The sequence below is a fragment of the Planotetraspora mira genome, from assembly GCF_016863275.1.
GTDB lineage: Bacteria > Actinomycetota > Actinomycetes > Streptosporangiales > Streptosporangiaceae > Planotetraspora > Planotetraspora mira.
Map to the genome: position 1 here is coordinate 1 of NZ_BOOO01000063.1, position 18068 is coordinate 18068.

The window sequence follows — 18068 nt, forward strand, 5'->3', positions numbered from 1 at the left end:
CTCCATCGTCAACACGATCCGCGGCCTGTTCACACAGCAGCCGGTCGGCACCGACATCTGGATCGCCCTCGCCTGGTGCGTCGGCATCCTCGTCGTCGCCTACTTCTTCTCCGACTTCTCCTACCGTCGCAGGATCTCTTGAGCCGGGGTCGACCGGGTGGGGCGAGTTGAGGGCAAAATCAGAACATGCTGACGATCGGTCAATTGGCGGCGTATGCCGGCGTCACGGTGCGGGCGGTGCGGCACTATCACCAGATCGGACTACTGCCCGAGCCGGAGCGGGATGCCTCGGGTTACCGGCGGTACGGCGCGACGGCAGTCGTGTCCCTCATCAAGATCCGCACCCTCGCCAACGCCGGCGTGCCGCTGTCTCAGATCGGTCAGATGCTCGAAGCCGACGCGTCGACCTTCGCCGAAGTGGTCCAAAGGATCGACAGCCACCTGCGCGACGAGATCGAACGGCTTGAGACCAGCCGCAAGCAGATCGCGCAGCTCGCTGCCGGGGACAGTCTGGCGCTCCCGCCGGAGGTGATCTTCTATCTCGATCGGCTTCGGGAGATCGGGGCGTCAGAGCGGATGGTGGAGGGTGAGCGGGACGGGTGGATCCTGGTTGCGGCTCGCTGGCCCGATCAGATCCGCGAGGTCATCCCCGGGAAACTCGCGCAGCTCGAGGACCCGCAAATGGTTCGGCTCTATCGCCTGCTGTCGGAGCTCTTGGAAAGCGACTCATACGACGACCCGCGTGTGGAGGAGGCCGTCGACATCATGGTGGGCCTGTCCGAGCAGGCATACGCCTCCGGCGAGATGGGCCGCGGCGAGGTGGTGCGAGACGATCTGGCGTTCGACCTTCTGGACGCACTCACCATCGAGTCCGACCCGCGGGCGGGGCGGTTCCTGGAGCTGGTGCGCGCGCGTGGCTGGACCCGTTGGACCCGGTTGGCGGAACCGCCCGACTGACCGAACCGCCTACGACCACTGAGACCGCAGGTCATGCCCGGCCTCACTCGTCGAGGCGGCCGGAGCGCCGAGGCGCAGGCCGTCGATGACCAGATCGAGCAGCCGCGCGGCGTGGTCGCGGAGCCGGACCCCCGGACGCTGAACCCGTTAGCACCGTTCCTCGGAGGTCCCTCCGCCCGCCGGCCTCGCCCCGCACGCGGCCGACCCGGAGGCCGCGGTCCGGCTGTGGGACCTGAGCGGGGAGATGAGCGGTGCGAAGCTGTCGGCTTGACCGCTGCGTCAACGAGTCTTGCGCACGCTGGAACGGTCCGCTTTCCGCAAGGGTCGCAAGTTCTTGCGATCAATTGCCTATCATATTTCGCGGATATTTCCGAGTATTGCAAGCCGATATCGATGGCTGTCAAGATGCGTGCAAAGCGGTTGCTCTCGCGCCGGGGGTACGGCGAGCGCCGCCGTGTGCCGACCCGCCGACATGAGCCCCCGGAGCGTCCCCGGACGGCCCAGCCGAGGAGGTGAGGCATGGACCGCCGTTCTGGACGAAAGGAAAGCACGTGGCAGTCTCCCGCCGGACGTTCATCACCTCGGTGGTGTCGGGATCCGCTATCGCCGCGGTGTCGGGAACCGAACTGATCTCCGCGATGACCAGTGCGGCGAACGCCGCGAGTCCCGTCGGGGACGTGGTCGGGAAGATCACCGTCGGCTACCAGGGCTGGTTCGCCTGCCCGGGTGACGGCGCCCCCATCAACACCTGGTGGCACTGGAGCCAGAACGGGTCCCAGCCACCCTCGCCGGGCAACACCACGATCGTCGCGTGGCCCGACCTGCGGGAGTTCACCCGGACCTACCCCACCGCCTACGCCAACCTCGGCAACGGGCAGCCCGCCGCGCTGTTCTCGTCGTATGACCAGCAGACCGTCGACACCCACTTCCGGTGGATGCGGGAGAACAACTGCGACACCGCCGCGCTTCAGCGCTTCAACCCGAACGGCGGCGAGGGCGCGACCCGTGACGCGATGGCCGTCAAGGTCCGCAGTGCCGCCGAGGCGAACGGCCGCAAGTTCTACGTCATGTACGACGTGTCCGGCTGGACGAACTTCCAGCCCGAGATCAAGGCCGACTGGACGAACAAGATGTCGGCGATGGTGGCCTCCTCCGCGTACGCCAAACAGAACGGCAAGCCCGTCGTCGGCATCTGGGGCTTCGGGTTCAACGAGGCCAAGCACCCGTCGGACGCGGCCGCCTGTCTCGACGTGGTCAACTGGTTCAAGAGCCAGGGCTGCTACGTGATGGGCGGGGTGCCGACCTACTGGCGCGCCGGCATCAACGACTGCCGGCCCGGCTTCATCGACGTGTTCAACGCCTACAACATGCTCTCGCCGTGGATGGTGGGACGGATCAGCACGGCGGCCGACTCCGACCGCTTCTACAACGACCTCAACGTCCCCGACCAGGCGTACTGCAACGCCCGCGGCATCGACTACCAGCCCTGCGTGATGCCGGGAGAGGTGACGGCGCGGCACCGGGCGCACGGCGACTTCATGTGGCGCCAGTTCTACAACATGGTCCGGGTGGGCGCGCAGGGCATCTACATCTCGATGTTCGACGAGTTCAACGAGGGCAACCAGATCGCCAAGACGGCGGAGAACCAGTCGATGATCCCGGTCAACTCCGGCTTCCTCGGGCTCGACGAGGACGGCACCGTCTGCTCCTCCGACTACTACCTCAGGCTCACCGGCGACGGCGGCCGGATGCTGAAGGGGCAGATCGCGCTGACCCCCGTCCGGCCCACGCCTCCCGTCGTCGGAGGAGGAGGAGGCGACACCAACCTGGCCCGCGGCAAGGCGACCGCGGAGAGCGGCCACAACCAGAACTTCGGCTCACCGAACACCGTCGACGGCGACGCGAACAGTTACTGGGAGGGCCCTGACAACGCGTTCCCGCAATGGGTTCAGGTCGATCTGGGGTCGGCGGCGTCGATCGGGCGGGTCGTGCTGAAGTTGCCGCCGCAGTCGGCGTGGCAGACGCGGACGCAGACGTTGTCCGTGCAGGGCAGTGCGAACGGTTCGTCGTTCGCCACGATCGCGGGGCCGGCGGGTTACACGTTCAACCCGGCGACGGGCAACGCGGTGACGATCACGTTCGCGCAGACCTCGGCGCGCTACGTCCGCGTCAACATCACCGCCAACACCGGCTGGACCGCCGCGCAACTGTCCGAACTCGAGGTGTACGGCACGGCGGGCGGCGGCGGGGACACCGACACCCAGGCGCCGACAGCGCCCGGCAACCTCACGGTGACGGGGAAGACGGCCACCGGCGTCTCGTTGACATGGTCGGCCTCGACGGACGACAAGGGCGTGACCGGCTACCAGGTCCGAAGTGGCGGCGCGGTCGTGGCCTCGTCGACCGGCACATCCGCCACCGTCACGGGACTGACGGCGGGCACGGCGTACAGCTTCACCGTGACCGCGCAGGACGCCGCGGGCAACACCTCGCCCGCCTCCAACACCGTCAACGTCACCACGGACGCCCAGGCGAACACCAACCTGGCCCGGGGCAAGGCCACGTCGGAGAGCAGCCACACGCAGAACTACGGCTCGGGGAACGCGGTCGACGGCGACGCGAACAGTTACTGGGAGAGCGCCAACAACGCGTTCCCGCAATGGGTTCAGGTCGATCTGGGGTCGGCGGCGTCGATCGGGCGGGTCGTGCTGAAGTTGCCGCCGCAGTCGGCGTGGCAGACGCGGACGCAGACGTTGTCCGTGCAGGGCAGCGCGAACGGGTCGTCGTTCGCCACGATCGCCGGTTCGGCGGGTTACACGTTCAATCCGGTGACGGGCAACGCGGTGACGATCACGTTCGCGCAGACCTCGGCGCGCTATGTGCGGCTGAACTTCACGGCCAACACGGGCTGGTCCGCCGCCCAGTTGTCGGAGTTCGAGGTGTATCCGGCGTAATCGCCAGGGGCTCCGGCCGTACCCGCCAGGGACGGCCGGAGCCTGCCCGTCCTTTCGCAGGGCTGCGGGAACGGTGACGATTCGAGCGTTCCCCTCGACGCGTCCCCCACTTACATGATCGAATCTTCTCGGTCCGTCATCTTGGACTCTTCGTACGTGAACCGGCCCCCCCACCCGCGACCGGGAGACCGTCAATGAGCGCAGCGCTCGAGATATCCGGCCTTGCCAAGGCCTTCGGGGAAAAGATCGCGGTCGATCATGTCGACCTGACCGTTCCCCAGGGCTCCTTCTACGGCCTGGTCGGCCAGAACGGGGCAGGAAAGACCACAACGCTCGCGATGGCGGTCGGCCTGCTCCGTCCCGACAGCGGCGGCGCCCGCATCTTCGGCGCGGACGTCTGGGCCGAGCCCGAGCGTGCCAAGACCCTCGTCGGCGTGCTGCCCGACGGCCTGGCGATGCCGGAACGGCTGACCGGTCGCGAGGTGCTGACCTACCTCGGGCTGCTGCGCGGCATGGCGAGGGACGTCGTGGTGGAACGCGCAGGGGAACTGCTGGCCGTCCTGGAGCTCGACACGGCGGAGAACACGCTCGTCATCGAGTACTCCACCGGAATGCGCAAGAAGATCGGGCTGGCCACGGCGCTCCTGCACGGCCCGAGGCTGCTCGTGCTCGACGAGCCCTTCGAGGCGGTCGACCCCGTGTCCGCGACGACGATCAAGAGCATCCTCCGCGGCTTCGTCGACGGCGGCGGCTCCGTCGTGCTCTCCAGCCACGTCATGGCCCTCGTCGAACAGCTCTGCGACCACGTCGCGGTCATCGACCAGGGCAGGGTCGCCGCCGCGGGGTCGCTGGACGAGGTCCGCGGCGCCGGCTCCCTCGAGGACGCCTTCGTCGAGCTCGTGGGCGCGTCCGGCGCCGGTGCGAAGGGGTTGTCATGGCTGTCGCGCTGACCATGGCGGCCATGAAGATGGCCGTCCTGCGCAACTCGATGAACAGCCAGAAGGCCGGCCTCGTCGTCGCAGGAGCCGTGCTCGGGCTCATCCTGGCCGGTGGCACCGTCGCCGTCGCGTTCGTCGGCGATCCGAACGTGGGCTCGGTCACGGGATGGCACACCGGCGACCTGCTGGCCGCCGCGTACGCGGTCTGGATGCTCGGCTGGATCTTCGGGCCGGTCTTCATCGGAGGCGGCGACGAGACCCTGCGCCCCGAATACTTCACCCTTGTCGGGCTGCGGCCCCGGCGCCTCGCGTTCGGGCTGCTCACCGCGTCCTTCATCGGAGTCGCTCCTGCGGTCAGCCTGGTGGCCCTGGCCGCACTCGTGGTCTTCGGCGTGCGCCTCGGCTCGGCGGCCTCGGTGCTGATCGCGCTCCCGGCGATGCTGCTGTCGCTGGTGGTCTTCGTCCTGCTGTCCCGCGTCGCGACCGCCGTCATGGGGCTGGCGCTGCGGTCGCGGGTCGGCGCGATCGCCGCGGGGCTCAGCAACGGCGTGATCCTCGCCGCGCTCGGTCAGGGCTGGGTCTTCTTCGTCGCCTTCCAGCAGGTGGGCGGGATTCCGCCCACGGCGTCGGCGATCCTGCGATACCTCCCGTCCGGCTGGGGCCTGATCGCCGTCGAGGCGGCCGCCCAAGGGGCGTGGCCGCGCGCGGTGGCCGCGCTCGCCGCGATGTGCCTCCTGATCGTGCTGCTGCTCGGCGCGTGGGCGGCGCTGCTCACCCGGCGCACCTCCGCGGCCCGGCCGTCCGTCCGCGGCAGGCGGCCGATGACGGCGACCTCGGCGCAGGGGGCCGTGGTGGCCAAGGAGATGCGGACCTGGACCCGCGACCTGGTGCGCAACCACCAGCTCACTTTCGCCCTGGCCTATGCCGTCTTCTTCACCTCGTGCATGCTCTTCATGGGCATGAACGGCCTGCTGCCGTACACGGGCGCGGTCTTCATCCTCATGGCGGGGGCGATGTCGGCCAACCTGTACGGCACGGACGGCACGGTCCTGTGGCTCACCCTGATGACGCCGGGGGCCTCCGAGGTCCGGGGCAGGCAGTGGGCGTGGCTGCTGACCGTCGGTCCGGTGGGCCTGGCGCTGACGGTCGCCGGCGCCGCGATCACGGGCGGCCCGTGGCCGCTGCCGCTCGCCCTGACGGCCGCCCTGCTCGGCGGCGCGGCGGGCATCGTCCCGCTGATCTCGGTCTACGCGCTCGTGCCCGGCATCGATCCGCACCGGCGGGGCGGCAACCCGCTGCGCTCCTCCGAGGATGACGGCTCGCTGACCGGCCTCGCCTACGCCGTGATCGGGCTGGGCGGGCTCACCGGCGTGCCCGCCGGATTGGTCGCCTCCTCCTACGGCTGGCCGGGAGTCGCGGTGGGGATCGTGACCGGGGCGCTGTGCGTGTGGGGGTTCGGCGCGCTGGCCGAGAGCAGGCTGCAGTCCCACGGTCCCGAGTTGCTGCAGACGATGCGCACGGGCAAACGTGCGCAATCCGCGTCGGCGAGGTGGAAGAAGTTCGACGACCTGCCGAAGCGCGACCAGATCATCGCGACCGTCGGCTGGTCGTTAGGCGCGATCCCGCTGTTCCCGCAGGGCATCGTGGCCGGCGTCATGAAGGCCAACGGCACGGAGGAGAAGAGCTGGTTCCTCGCCCTCCACGTGCCAGACCCGTGGGGATGGCCGGTGGTCGTCTTCATGGTCCTGCTCGGCATCGCCATGTACGGCGGGGCGCTGTGGGTCTCCTACCGCCCCCGCCCGCGCGAGGAGGCGCTCCCCGCGGCGGCCGCCTGAGCCGGCGAGGCATGTTCACACGGGTTGCTCAGCGACACGCTCGCCGAGCACCCGCAGCTGCTCGGCCGCGCGGCTGCCTTCGGCGGCGGTGAACACCAGGAGCCGCTGCGCCTCGCTCTCGCACACGAAGTTCTGGCACTCGAGCTCGATGAGACCGAGCTCGGGATGCACGATCCGCTTGGTGTCGAGCCTGCGCACGGCCACCTCGTGCCGATCCCACAGCCCGGCGAACTCCGCGCTCTCCCGGCGGAGCCGCTCGACCAGCTCCGTGGCGTACGGGTCGGGTTCCCGGCGGCCCAGCCCCGCGCGCAGGTCCGCGACCTGGATGCGGCTGTGGTGATCGTGATCCTCCACGGGGTAGATCCGGCGGGCGGCGGGGTCGGTGAACCAGCGCCACACGAAGCTCCGGGCGAAGCCCGTGAAGCCCGTCTGGTCTCCGAGCAGGGCCCGTGCCATCCGGTTCTGCGCGGGGATCTCCCCGAGATCCGTCACGACCTGTGCGGGCGTGTCGTGGAGGCGGTCGAGGACGCGCATCGTGGCGGCGTGCACCGGCACCGAGGACACCTGCCGGAACGGCGCGTGGTAGCCGGCCAGGCGGTAGAGATGATCCCGCTCGTCCGGGTCGAGCCGCAGGGCACGGGCGATCGCGGACACCATCTGCTCCGACGGCTGGGAGCCGCGCTGCTGCTCCAGACGGTTGTAGGAGTCGACGGACATGCCGACCAGGATCGCGACCTCCTCGCGGCGCAGCCCCGGGGTACGGCGGCGCGTCCCCACAGGCATGCCCACGTCGCCGGGATGGAGCGATTCACGTCGGCGGCGGAGGAAGTCAGCGAGTTGCGGCCGGTCCACCTGTCCAATTTATGCCGACGGGGGGAGTGCCCGGCGTCGCGAGTGGGCGTGGGGCGACCGGTCCCCGTTCCTCAGGAGGGGAGAGTCTCTCCCTGGATAAACGGGCCCTGCCGCACCCTTCGCCGGGAACCCACCATCTGAGTGTCATCCGTACACCGCGGATGGGCCGGACGCGGAGGCGCCCGGCGGACTGACGAAGGATGAGGTTTCCCCCATGGAGAGTCGCAAGCTCGGCGCGACCGGCCCCGTGGTCTCCGCGATCGGCCTCGGCGCGATGGGCATGTCCGACCTGTACGGCCCGGCCGACGAGGCGGAGAGCATCGCCACGATCCACGCCGCGATCGACGCCGGGATCACCCTGATCGACACGGCCGACTTCTACGGCTCGGGCCACAACGAGCTGCTGATCAGAGAGGCGATCAAGCCCTATCGGCGGGAGGACGTGACGATCAGCGTCAAGTTCGGTAGCAGGCGGGACCCGTTCGGCGGCTTCACGCCGGTGGGATCCGACGTGAGCGCGGCAGCGGTGAAGGACCGGCTCGCGTTCACGCTCCGGCGGCTGAACACCGACTACGTCGACATCTACCGCCCGACCCGGATCAACCCGCAGGTCCCGGTCGAGGAGACCGTCGGTGCGATCAAGGAGATGGTCGAGGCCGGCCTGGTCAGGCACATCGGCATGTCGGAGGTCGGCGCGCAGACGCTCCGCCGTGCCGCGGCGGTCCACCCGATCAGCGACCTGCAGATCGAATACTCCCTGCTGTCCCGCGGGATCGAGGCGGAGATCCTGCCGGCCGCCCGCGAGCTGGGGATCGGCGTCACCGCGTACGGCGTGCTCTCCCGGGGCCTGCTGTCCGGGCACTGGACGCCCGGCCGCCACCTGACCGACCGGGACTTCCGGGGGATGAGCCCCCGTTTCCAGGGCGAGAACCTCGAGGCCAACCTCAGGCTGGTCGAGGCGCTGCGCGAGGTGGCGGTGGATCTGGGCGCGACGGTGGCTCAGGTCGCCATCGCGTGGGTCGCCTCGCGCGGCCGGGACGTCGTCCCCCTGGTCGGGGCCCGACGGCGCGACCGGCTCGGCGAGTCGCTCGCCGCGGCCTCGCTGACGCTGAGCCCCGAAGCGCTGGCGCGCATCGAGGCGGCCGTCCCTGCCGGCGCGGCATCCGGCAGCCGGTACGCCGACGTCATCCTCACCTCGATGGACAGCGAGCGGTGACGGGAATCGGACCCACGCAGTCATACATGTGGTGGGTCGGTGGCGACCACCAGGCCTATCTCTTCATGTAGCTCGCGGCGCAGCGCGGCGAGCGGCGTCTCGCCACGCTCGATACCTCCGCCGGGTGCGGCCCATACGACAGTGCCGGCCGGCTCTGGAATGGCGAAGCGGCACAGCAGGATGCGGTCGTCTTCATCGAGGACGATTGCGCGGGCCGAGTGGCGCAGGTTCACCGAGGACACCCGGGCATGCTAGCCGCGACAGGTCAGCTGATCCGCGTGAGATCAGGCTGAGGCCTGCTCGGCCAGAACCTACTGGAGATAGGCGGGGTTCCCGTCCACGACCCGGTGGGGCTGCCCCGTACTGGGGGGAGAGAAAAGGCCTTGCCACCGATGGTGTGACCCTGTGTATGGTCACGCGGCGAAGGCGCCGTAAGGCGCGGTCGTCCAGCAAGGAGTATGCGTGACCACTTTCGACATTCCCGTTCAGTTGGAGACCGAGCGCCTTGTGGTGCGGCCACACGAACTAGTCGATCATGACCAGGTAGTCGCGCTCGTCATGAACGGGGAGGCGTCTACTGCTCTTCCGCCGGGCCGGCCCTCTGCTGTTGAGGAAGTCGAGGAGTGGCTGATCGAGGGTGTTCACGGATTGCGGCGCTCTGGCGGGGGCGTGCACCTGGCGATCTTCACAAAGGGCGGTGAACTGGTCGGCGGGATCAGCCTGCATGGAACCGACTGGGAAACCGGGATCACTGAAGTGGGCTACGGCGTGGGTCCCAAGTTTCGCGGACAGGGCTTCGCGCCCGAGGCGGTTCGTGCGGTCACACGTTGGGCTTTCTCGCTGGGCATCCATCGGGTGGAGCTACGTACCACTCCCGAGAATGAAGCGTCCCAGCGTGTCGCGGCCAAGGCCGGATTCATCCATGAGGGCACGTTGCGACAGGCGAAGCGCGAAGACGACGGCCTGCATGATCTGCTCGTGTTCAGTTTTCTCGCGGACGAAATTCCGGCCTGATCCCGTGCCCGACGCGCCTACTGCGCGCCGATGATCGCTGAATCAGCAGGGTGTTAGGGCCGCAGCCGGCGGCACCCGCTACGTCGGGAACGCGAGCGGGTGGCCGGCCGTGCGCGGATCAGCCGCCGAGCTTCTCGCGGCCGTGCGGGGCCTCCCAGTCGGCCTCGCGCGGCTCCACCTCGATGCGGACGGGGCCGCCGTTGAGGACCATACATTGCGGTGTCTTGATCCACAGGGGAAGGCGCCTGATGCGTGGATTCGCTCTGGCCGTCGTGGTTGCGGCACTCGTGGCCAGTGGGTGGGGGCGCCCAGTCGAAGGGAACGGTCCGGTGGACGGAGTCGTGTTCGAGCGGGACGAGTGATTACGAGAACGCGACCCTTCCCATGAAGGCGAAACGTACCAGCTGACCGTCAGGGCCCCGCCGGGTGCCAAGTGGGCCATCCTGGTCTCCCAGCCCTATTAGGTGATCTTCCCCTGGATGCTCAATTGCCCGCCGGGGAACTCAGAGCTCCGGGCAGACGTATTGCCGCACGGCCTTCATGATCAGCTTGTTCTTCGCCAGCCCGAAACCATCCGGGTGATCCGGCGTCGCGAACCGCTTTTCGGCCAGTTCCAGCAGCTTCGCGTCATCGGCCGAGCCCTTGATCGAGGTGCACTGATCACGACCGCGGTCCCAGGCCCAGTCCGGGTTGTCGTCCCTGATCTCCGGATCGATCGCAGCCAATGCTTCGTAGTACTTCACATGTCTGGCCGAATCCGGGTCCGACCTGATGCTCGGACCATCGAGAATCACGGGAGCGGGCACCGGGTCTGTCTCATCAGCCCCACACGCGGACAGCATCACGAGCGCAAGCAGGACAGGGGCCACGAGCGTGGGGGGCTTCATGGATCGCGTGCGCATGGTTCGTACCGCTGGGGTGCCCGGCTTGTCAGTCATTGTTGTGGGTCGCCACCGCTCGGACGGGAGGGAGCGCGGTGCGCTGGGTCGGGTCACCGGTGGGAACCATGCGAATCACTGCCTCCGGCATCGCGCCGACCGTGAACGCGCGGACGGCCCGCCCGACGGACACGGTGACGAACGACGCCACGGGCGGAATCTCGGCGGGGAGTGGAATGAAGTACTCCCCTGAATCGAAGTGGGAGTCGATCACGCGCAACGAGGTGTTCGTCGGCTCGGGCGGCGTGAACGAGGTGCCCCACCAGGCCTCGACGACCACCTGGGCCGGTCCCCGCAGGCTGAGCTGCACCGTTCTCTTCGTCGTGTCATATGCCACGCCGTTGTCGTCTCCGGCGGTCGACGTGACGCCCTCAACCTGGGCGGCGATGAGGCCTGCGATGCCGGCGAGTCCCTGGACGAAGGTGACGTGGCTGTTGACCTTGGAGATCTCGTCTCTGAGGTGCTGCTTGGTGTTAGGCGGAACCATGCCACCGAAGACGACGACATCGATGTTCGTGGTGTCGTACTCGGTCAGCACCTCATCGAACTGGTTCGTCGCGTCCGCGTGGAAGCCCTTGCTTCGCAGGATGTCGGCGGCGTCAAGGATCACGCTTGGGCTTCTGCCGATGACCAGAATCCGTTTGGGTCCGCTGGTGGTCGGTTCGTCCATGAGTCGGTCTCCTGGATGGAGGAAATGTTGGCACGGCCAACATAGCAAACGTTGGTCACACCAACAATTGGTAGTCTCTGTCCATGCCGATGGATCACCCGCCAAGCCGTACTCCCGCCCGCGTCAAGGATCGTCCGACCTGGCTCATAAGCCGGACCTTCGCGCGCTCGTCGGGTCTCCTCGCCGCCGGGTTCGAGTCGTACGGCCGCGGCCTTCGCAGTTACCACTACCGCCTCTTGGCCGCGCTCGACGAGTGGGGGCCCGCGAGCCAGGCTGACCTGGGCCGCGGGACCGGGATCGATCGCAGCGACGTCACGGCGGCGTTGTCCGAACTCGAGTCACTCCGGCTCGTCGAGCGTTCTGTCGATCCCGAGCACAGGCGTCGCAACATTGTCACGATCACCCCGGCTGGGGTCGAACAACTCCTGGAACTCGACAACGTCATCGACGGTATTCAGGAGCAAGTTCTGAAACCTCTGACACATGCGCAGCGGCGTCAGTTCATCGCCTTGATGGTGAAGCTTCTCGCTGCCGAAGACGAGTCGTCGAAGGGGTGACGCATGGGCTGCAGGCTTGACAGCGAGGGGCTAACCGTTAGACGTTGTAGCTAACGGTTATAGGGGGCCCAATGCAGCAGGAAGTAGTGCTGGCGATGCTGGCCAAGGAGCCCTCGCACGGCTACCAGCTGCGCGCCCGGCTGCGCGACGCGCTCGGCCCTCTCGGTGACGCGATGAACGACGGGCAGGTCTACGTCACGCTGACCCGGCTGGAAAAGGCCGGCCTGTTGGCGGTCGAGAAGTCTGCCGGCGGCGCCGACCGGTCGGATCGCAAGGTGTACGCGCTCACTCCCAACGGCCAGCAGCGAGTCGCCGAGTGGATCGCCGAGGTGGGCTGGCCGAGACCCGACCTCGCCGAGTTCCATCTCAAGCTGATCGCGGCCGCGTCGGCCGGGCTGGCCGACCCGCTCACCATCGTCGACACCCAGCGCCGCGAGCTGCTGCGTCGGCTGCGTGACGCCCAACGCGCCGCCATGGCCGAACCGAATCGCTCGGACGCGGCGCTGTTGTTGGAGGGCATCGTGCTCCGGCTTCAGGCGGACCTGCGCTGGCTCGAGGCATGTGAGAAGAACTGGACTCACCGAAGGAGTGGATCGTGAGCAACGCCGCCGACACGTCCGTGCTTCGCGCCCGCGGGTTGCGAAAGGAGTACGGCAAGGGGGAAGGGGTGGTGCGAGCCGTCGACGGGGTCGATCTCGACATCGGCGCGGGAGAGACGGTGGCGGTGATGGGTCCCAGCGGCTGCGGGAAGTCCACACTGCTCCACCTGCTCGGGGGGCTGGACCGGCCCTCGGATGGAGAGGTGTGGCTGAACGGCCGTCGCATCGACGACATCGGCGAGAAGGCCCTGGCCCGGATGCGACGGACCGCCGTCGGCTTCGTCTTCCAGGCCTTTCACCTGATGGAGGAGCTCACCGCCGTGGAGAACGTCGAGCTGTCGGCGCTGCTGGCCGGACGCTCGCCGCGGGCCGCCAGACGGCGTGCGGAGGAGCTGCTGGAGCAGGTCGGGCTCGCCGACCGGGCACGTTTCCTGCCCTCGGCGCTGTCCGGTGGCCAGCGGCAGCGGGTCGCGGTCGCCCGGGCGTTGAGCAACGAACCGTTAGTCGTCCTCGCCGACGAACCGACCGGAAATCTGGACAGCGCCGCCACCTTGGACGTCCTCCAACTCTTCGAGAGCCTGCACGAGTCCGGTCAGACGCTGGTCGTTGTCACCCACGATGCGCGGATCGCGGCCACGGCAGACCGGCTGATCTCGATGCGCGACGGCGCGTTCGTGGACGAGACCAGGTTGACCGGTGGCACCACCGGGCGGCTCGGCGCCCTTATCGGGCTGGAGGACTGAGGGCGATGGGCCGCATCCTGCTCGTGGGCCGCCTCGCCGTGCGTGACCTCCGGCGGCGCCGCACCGAGGCCGCATTGCTGCTGATCGCCATCATGGCGGCCACCACGACGTTGACGCTCGGGCTCGTCCTGCGTGACGCGGCAAGCGACCCGTATCAGAGCACTCGGGAGGCGACCAATGGACCCGACGTGGTCGCCAACGTCGGCCGGGCCGCCGAGCTTTCCGCCCTCAAGGGTCTGGCCGGCGCTCCCGGTGTCATCGACCACAGCGGACCGTACCCGGTCACCGCGGCGGCACTTCAGGCATCCGGTCGAACGTCAGATGTACAGGTCGTGGGGCGCGACGCCGCGCCTGCGTCGGTCGACCAGCCCGAACTGATAAAGGGCGGCTGGGTCCGCGATGGCGGCGTGGTGGTCGAGGCCGCCTTCGCCAACGCGCTCGATGTGCGCGTCGGTGATCCGGTCACCCTGGACGGCCGGTCGTTCGAGGTCGTCGGCGTCGCGGTCACCGCCGCCATGCCGCCCTATCCGAAGGCCTCCTGCTATCTCCCCTGCATGAGCGGCGCAGTATCCGACAATCCGGACGGCGCCGGACTGCCTCCGGGGTTGCTGCACAATCCCGGCCTGGTCTGGCTCACCCAGGCGGATGTGCGGAGCCTCCCGCCGAATCCGGACTCCCTGGCCTACGTGATGAACCTGAAGCTGGCCGACCCCGATGGGGCCCAGGCGTTCGTCGACGCAAACCACGGCGAGCAGAGCGGCGCTGTGCCCATGCAGCCCTGGGAGAACATTCTCGAAGACGCCACCGAGCTGGCCGGAGACTCCCAGATCCTTCTGCTGATTGGAGCCTGGCTGCTCGGCCTGCTCGCCGTGGCCAGTCTTTCGGTACTGGTCGGCGGCCGGATGGCCGATCAGACCAGACGCGTCGGACTCCTTAAAGCGGTCGGCGGCACACCGAGCCTGGTCGCCGCCGTGCTGCTCGCGGAGTATGTCCTCGTGGCCGTCGTTGCGGCCGCGGCCGGGTTGGCGGTCGGATCGCTGACCGCTCCGTTGCTCACCGAGTCCAGCGCCGGGCTCGTCGGCAGCGCGGGCCCGCCGTCGATGACCATGTCCACGGTCGGTTTGGTGACCGCCGTGGCACTCGGAGTCGCGGTACTTGCGACCGTTGTTCCGGTCGTGCGCGCCGCCCGCTCCAGCACCGTCGACGCGCTGGCCGACTCGGCACGCCCACCCCGCCGTATCGGTTGGCTGATCGCGATCTCGGCGCGACTGCCCGTCCCGTTGCTTCTCGCCTTGCGGGTCGCCGCCCGCCGGCCGCGACGGGTCGTGCTGGGTGTGGTCAGCATCGTGGTCACGGTCAGCGGGATCTACGTCCTGCTGGTGCTCAACGCCTTCCTCGCCACCCAGCCACTCGTCGGCGGATATGACGATGCTCAGGTGGAGGTGCTGCGCCACGTGCTCCTCGTCTGGACGGTCGTACTGCTCTCCCTGGCGGCGGTCAACGCCATCGTCATCACTTGGGCGACGGTGCTCGACAACCGGCATTCGTCGGCGCTGGCGCGTGCTCTCGGCGCAGCCCCTCGTGAAGTGAGTACGGCACTGGCGGCCGCGCAGGTGCTGCCCGCGCTCGTCGGCGCCATCTTGGGCGTCTTCCCGGGAGGCTTCGCACTGTTCGCCGCAATAAACGCGATCACCGGCGGCGACAGCGACAGGGTCACGCTTCCCTCGCTCTGGCAGCTGCTCGCCCTGGTGCTAGGAACCGTACTCGTGGTGGCGGTACTCACCGCTGTTCCCGCCCGCCTCAGCAGCCGCCGTCCCGTGACCGAGACTCTCTAAGCGACACGGCATCGCCGATATTCGGGAGCCTTCCATGCTTGACCACCGGTCAAGCAGCACCATCAGGCCGGATGCAAGATGATCGTGGTCCCCAAGACGCCGAAAGGGCCGACCCGACCAATCGGATCAGCCCTCTGAGCTGCGTTGGGACGACAGGATTTGAACCTGCGACTCCTTGGCCCCCAGGAAGTGGGGGTAGGCGTTTTTGCAGCTCAACGGCCTTCAGGTAGCCATACCCGACGTTTGGTGCCGTGCAGGTTGTACGGCTACGCGCATGACGTGTGGTCCCCAGTCGCCCCCATGGGTCTCGCCTCTGGGCCATCAGACGGCGCAGTGAGGGCACAGCGACTGCTCTACGTCTTCCCTTGCCCGAGATAGTGACCCCGTCCGGCGTCTTCTGATCCGGCCAAACGGAGCGAATACGCCCCGGGACACTTACTGCACGAACCGCGCATACCCAATCTCTAGTGTTCTCGCATGACTGGAAGCCTCCGCCTTGTGCCCGTCACGCCTGCCAACATCGAGACGGCCCTTACAGTGAAAGTCCGTCCCGACCAAGAACGCTTCGTCTCACCGGTGATGAAGTCTCTGGCCGAGGCTTACGTCTACCCGGAAGTGGCCTGGCCACGCCTCATCCTCGACGGCGACCGTGCCGTGGGATTCCTCATGGCCTTCCTCGATATCGACTGGAACGGCAAGGGAGTCGACTTCCGGTCCGGCTTGTGGCGCCTCAATGTGACACCCGACGCACAGGGGCGCGGTGTTGGCCGCTTCGCCGTCGAATCAGTGGCCGCCGAAGTAAGGCGCCGTGGCGGCACGCAGATGTATGTCACGTGGGAGCCGGGAGAGGATGGGCCAGAGGCCTTCTATCGGAAGCTCGGGTTCGAACTTACAGGCGAGAAGAGCGAGGGGCAGACGGTTGGGGTGCTGGATCTGACGAACCCCGCGTAACGACTCATGGCCACAGTCAGCAAGACGCCACACTGTTCGGGAGACTCCGGCCTGGTGGCGGTGCACCGCGGCGCTGGCCGGCGGAATCGTGACTCCTTGCTCCCAAAGCACTGGTCATGATCCCGGGACCTGGCGTTTGTCTTGGTGAAGCCACATGTTCAGTGCACGGACGTGCATCGAAGGGCGAGGCCAGGCACCCCGGAAGTCACTCAGTTTGACACTCACTGGGGACATAGCGGAGTTCTGCGGGCTGGCCCGTCGAGCTGAGTTTCACGACCTCGTATACGAGGCCTGACCCCGGGGGCGTTCGGGGCGAGGCGTCGCTAGGTGTTCGCGGAAGGTAGTGCGTGCTGCGGTGATCGAGTTCGTTGATCGCGTAACTGAGAGTGCCCTCAAGGGGTCCATCGAGAAGGAGCCCAGCACAGAAATCGATCTTGGGCATGCGGGTTAGGCGGTTCAGCTCGAAGCGGTTCTTGATCTCTTCGTCGGTGAGAGCCGGATCGATGCGTTCGACGGCTCCATCGGAAATGGTCAGCAAGCAACGGCCATGCGCGTCTAAGACGGCGCTGACGACACCGACGCGGTAAATCACCCTGCGATCATCGCATCCATGCTGGATGTGCCCCACGTGGGAGGTTCGGTCACCATGTCGAGGATCAGATGTCGTAGTAGAGCTCGAACTCCAGCCTGCGACTTCTCCACCTGCGCCGATCACGCCGAGTAGCGCCTGACCAGGCAAAATAGCTCTCAACGTCTCCCGTCGACTTCCGACGTTTTACGGCCTCAAACGGAACTGAAACGGAACTGGGGCGTCAACATGTGCCCTGAATGTGCCCCTGATCTGGCGGCAAGGCTGCGTGGTCTGGTTGGGCCGCTGCGTCCGGCTTCTGGGGCGGATCATGCTCGGCAGAGATCGTCACATAGCCAGACGTCCATCTGGCTATGGCCGTCAGGGCGCTTGAGGCACATCCTGTGAAGTGCGCGGAGTGGCCGGGCGTGGCCAGCATGCTGGGTTCTGGCCGGCGAGGAGGAATGCATGGAAAGCGCGCCGAGCAGGACGGCGATGTTTGCGGCCGTGTCGCGTGGATTGTTTCGCCTGGAGACGGCGTCGCCGTGGGTACTGGACGATGTGCTGGCCCTGGTGCTTGTCGGCCCGGTATGGCAGCAGCTGCGAGACCAGTTCGATCCGCTGTTCCCCGGCCCGGTCCGCAGCGAGTCCCGTGCGGCTGTCTGCACCCGCAGCCGGTACGCCGAGGACCGGCTGGCTGCTGGTGCCTTCACGCAGTACGTGATTCTTGGCGCGGGGCTTGACTCGTTTGCGTGGCGGCGGCCGGATCTGCTCGGCTCGCTGACGGTGTTCGAGGTTGATCACCCTGCCTCCCAGGCCTGGAAGCTCGAGCGGGTCAGGGAGCTCGGCCTGCCGCTCAGCGACTCGCAGGTATTCGTGCCGGTTGATTTCGAGGCCGGACCGGTTCAGGATGTTCTGGGCCCGGCTGGGTTCGACTGGGCGCAGCCGGCGATGTTCTGCTGGACGGGCGTCGCCCCCTATCTGACGGCACAGGCGATCGAGTCGACGTTGCGCACGATCGCGGCGGCTGCTCCCGGGTCTGAGGTGGTGTTCTCCTACCGGGCCGAGGACTGTGCGCTCGACGACGCGGGGACGGAATTCGCCCGTATCTACACGCCGATCGCGGCTTCCGCCGGCGAGCCTCTTCAGCCTGGCTGGCCGGTATCCGAGATCGAGAGGCTGATCAGCCGGTGCGGGCTAAAGGTCGTGGACCACCCCGCACGTGCAGACCTCCAGCAGCGGTACTTCGCCGGCCGTACCGATGGCCTGCGGCCCTATACCTTCGAGACCCTGGTGGCCGCGCGGGTCACCTGAGCGAGCGCAGGCCACGTCGGCCAGCGGGAGGCGGCGGCGTCCGCCGTGACGGCGGCGCGTGCGGCCCGGTTAGGGCCGCCTTGAAGACGTACAGAAAGTTCTCACAGAGGCGGTGCTGTCTTTGTTG

17 protein-coding genes are annotated in these 18068 nt (G+C 67.9%); 12 read left to right on the forward strand and 5 right to left on the reverse strand.

Features of this window, described 5'->3' with window-relative positions; genetic code table 11:
- The first annotated feature begins 186 nt into the window (after positions 1-186).
- From Pmi06nite_RS40955 to Pmi06nite_RS40970, 4 genes are all read left to right on the forward strand, one after another.
- The gene (locus Pmi06nite_RS40955; RefSeq protein ID WP_203958651.1) at positions 187-957 is read left to right on the forward strand and encodes a helix-turn-helix domain-containing protein; all 771 of its coding nucleotides are present in this window, start codon (positions 187-189) and stop codon (positions 955-957) included.
- A gap of 551 nt (positions 958-1508) precedes the next feature.
- Entirely contained in the window at positions 1509-3911 is a 2403-nt protein-coding gene (locus Pmi06nite_RS40960; RefSeq protein ID WP_203958652.1) for a galactose-binding domain-containing protein, read from the forward strand.
- Positions 3912-4105: 194 nt separating this feature from the next.
- A complete protein-coding gene (locus tag Pmi06nite_RS40965; RefSeq protein ID WP_203958653.1) occupies positions 4106-4861 on the forward strand; it encodes an ABC transporter ATP-binding protein in 756 nt (251 codons plus the stop codon).
- Positions 4846-6684: a hypothetical protein gene (locus Pmi06nite_RS40970; protein ID WP_203958654.1), complete on the forward strand. Its 1839-nt coding sequence runs from the start codon at positions 4846-4848 to the stop codon at positions 6682-6684. The genes Pmi06nite_RS40965 and Pmi06nite_RS40970 overlap by 16 nt, the downstream gene beginning before the upstream one ends.
- Before the next feature lie 15 nt (positions 6685-6699).
- Here the strand turns inward: Pmi06nite_RS40970 and Pmi06nite_RS40975 are convergent, their stop codons facing one another.
- Positions 6700-7536: a helix-turn-helix transcriptional regulator gene (locus Pmi06nite_RS40975; RefSeq protein ID WP_203958655.1), complete on the reverse strand. Its 837-nt coding sequence runs from the start codon at positions 7534-7536 to the stop codon at positions 6700-6702.
- A 214-nt stretch (positions 7537-7750) separates the two neighbouring features.
- On the opposite strand from Pmi06nite_RS40975, the gene Pmi06nite_RS40980 reads away from it, so the two are divergent.
- The gene (locus Pmi06nite_RS40980) at positions 7751-8752 is read left to right on the forward strand and encodes an aldo/keto reductase (RefSeq protein ID WP_203958656.1); all 1002 of its coding nucleotides are present in this window, start codon (positions 7751-7753) and stop codon (positions 8750-8752) included.
- A 20-nt stretch (positions 8753-8772) separates the two neighbouring features.
- On the opposite strand, the gene Pmi06nite_RS40985 is transcribed toward Pmi06nite_RS40980, so the two are convergent.
- The gene (locus tag Pmi06nite_RS40985) at positions 8773-8994 is read right to left on the reverse strand and encodes an NUDIX domain-containing protein (RefSeq protein WP_203958657.1); all 222 of its coding nucleotides are present in this window, start codon (positions 8992-8994) and stop codon (positions 8773-8775) included.
- Positions 8995-9214: 220 nt separating this feature from the next.
- On the opposite strand from Pmi06nite_RS40985, the gene Pmi06nite_RS40990 reads away from it, so the two are divergent.
- Entirely contained in the window at positions 9215-9766 is a 552-nt protein-coding gene (locus Pmi06nite_RS40990; protein ID WP_203958658.1) for a GNAT family N-acetyltransferase, read from the forward strand.
- A 503-nt stretch (positions 9767-10269) separates the two neighbouring features.
- Here Pmi06nite_RS40990 and Pmi06nite_RS40995 read toward each other — a convergent pair.
- Both Pmi06nite_RS40995 and Pmi06nite_RS41000 read right to left on the reverse strand, forming a co-directional pair.
- Positions 10270-10704, reverse strand: coding sequence for a hypothetical protein (locus Pmi06nite_RS40995; protein ID WP_203958659.1), 435 nt, complete (start codon positions 10702-10704; stop codon positions 10270-10272).
- Positions 10697-11374, reverse strand: coding sequence for a hypothetical protein (locus tag Pmi06nite_RS41000; protein ID WP_203958660.1), 678 nt, complete (start codon positions 11372-11374; stop codon positions 10697-10699). Before Pmi06nite_RS41000 ends, Pmi06nite_RS40995 begins: the two co-directional genes overlap by 8 nt.
- Before the next feature lie 83 nt (positions 11375-11457).
- Between Pmi06nite_RS41000 and Pmi06nite_RS41005 the strand changes: the two genes are divergently transcribed.
- The 5 genes from Pmi06nite_RS41005 to Pmi06nite_RS41025 all read left to right on the forward strand — a co-directional run bounded on the left by Pmi06nite_RS41005 (position 11458) and on the right by Pmi06nite_RS41025 (position 16059).
- Positions 11458-11931 carry a MarR family winged helix-turn-helix transcriptional regulator gene (locus Pmi06nite_RS41005; RefSeq protein ID WP_239114559.1) on the forward strand — a complete coding sequence of 158 codons (474 nt, stop codon included), beginning with the start codon at positions 11458-11460 and terminating at the stop codon, positions 11929-11931.
- Between the two features lie 71 nt (positions 11932-12002).
- On the forward strand, positions 12003-12530 hold the full coding sequence (locus Pmi06nite_RS41010) for a PadR family transcriptional regulator (RefSeq protein WP_203958661.1): 528 nt from the start codon (positions 12003-12005) through the stop codon (positions 12528-12530).
- A complete protein-coding gene (locus tag Pmi06nite_RS41015; RefSeq protein WP_203958662.1) occupies positions 12527-13273 on the forward strand; it encodes an ABC transporter ATP-binding protein in 747 nt (248 codons plus the stop codon). The genes Pmi06nite_RS41010 and Pmi06nite_RS41015 overlap by 4 nt, the downstream gene beginning before the upstream one ends.
- Before the next feature lie 5 nt (positions 13274-13278).
- Positions 13279-15108: an ABC transporter permease gene (locus Pmi06nite_RS41020; protein WP_203958663.1), complete on the forward strand. Its 1830-nt coding sequence runs from the start codon at positions 13279-13281 to the stop codon at positions 15106-15108.
- Between the two features lie 477 nt (positions 15109-15585).
- A complete protein-coding gene (locus Pmi06nite_RS41025) occupies positions 15586-16059 on the forward strand; it encodes a GNAT family N-acetyltransferase (protein WP_203958664.1) in 474 nt (157 codons plus the stop codon).
- A gap of 205 nt (positions 16060-16264) precedes the next feature.
- Here Pmi06nite_RS41025 and Pmi06nite_RS41030 read toward each other — a convergent pair whose 3' ends face one another.
- Complete coding sequence (locus Pmi06nite_RS41030) at positions 16265-16651, reverse strand: hypothetical protein (protein WP_203958665.1); 387 nt, start codon at positions 16649-16651, stop codon at positions 16265-16267.
- A 444-nt stretch (positions 16652-17095) separates the two neighbouring features.
- Between Pmi06nite_RS41030 and Pmi06nite_RS41035 the strand changes: the two genes are divergently transcribed.
- A complete protein-coding gene (locus tag Pmi06nite_RS41035) occupies positions 17096-17941 on the forward strand; it encodes a class I SAM-dependent methyltransferase (RefSeq protein WP_203958666.1) in 846 nt (281 codons plus the stop codon).
- Positions 17942-18068: the final 127 nt, after the last annotated feature.

Bases quoted from the DNA above. Each gene is read 5' to 3' on its own strand.
- Pmi06nite_RS41010 (WP_203958661.1), top strand. From the start codon at position 12,003: ATGCAGCAGGAAGTAGTGCTGGCGATGCTGGCCAAGGAGCCCTCGCAC.
- Pmi06nite_RS40995 (WP_203958659.1), bottom strand. From the start codon at position 10,704: ATGACTGACAAGCCGGGCACCCCAGCGGTACGAACCATGCGCACGCGA.
- Pmi06nite_RS41035 (WP_203958666.1), top strand. From the start codon at position 17,096: ATGGAAAGCGCGCCGAGCAGGACGGCGATGTTTGCGGCCGTGTCGCGT.
- Pmi06nite_RS40965 (WP_203958653.1), top strand. From the start codon at position 4,106: ATGAGCGCAGCGCTCGAGATATCCGGCCTTGCCAAGGCCTTCGGGGAA.
- Pmi06nite_RS41025 (WP_203958664.1), top strand. From the start codon at position 15,586: ATGACTGGAAGCCTCCGCCTTGTGCCCGTCACGCCTGCCAACATCGAG.
- Pmi06nite_RS40955 (WP_203958651.1), top strand. From the start codon at position 187: ATGCTGACGATCGGTCAATTGGCGGCGTATGCCGGCGTCACGGTGCGG.
- Pmi06nite_RS41000 (WP_203958660.1), bottom strand. From the start codon at position 11,374: ATGGACGAACCGACCACCAGCGGACCCAAACGGATTCTGGTCATCGGC.
- Pmi06nite_RS41005 (WP_239114559.1), top strand. From the start codon at position 11,458: ATGCCGATGGATCACCCGCCAAGCCGTACTCCCGCCCGCGTCAAGGAT.
- Pmi06nite_RS41020 (WP_203958663.1), top strand. From the start codon at position 13,279: ATGGGCCGCATCCTGCTCGTGGGCCGCCTCGCCGTGCGTGACCTCCGG.
- Pmi06nite_RS40970 (WP_203958654.1), top strand. From the start codon at position 4,846: ATGGCTGTCGCGCTGACCATGGCGGCCATGAAGATGGCCGTCCTGCGC.
- Pmi06nite_RS40980 (WP_203958656.1), top strand. From the start codon at position 7,751: ATGGAGAGTCGCAAGCTCGGCGCGACCGGCCCCGTGGTCTCCGCGATC.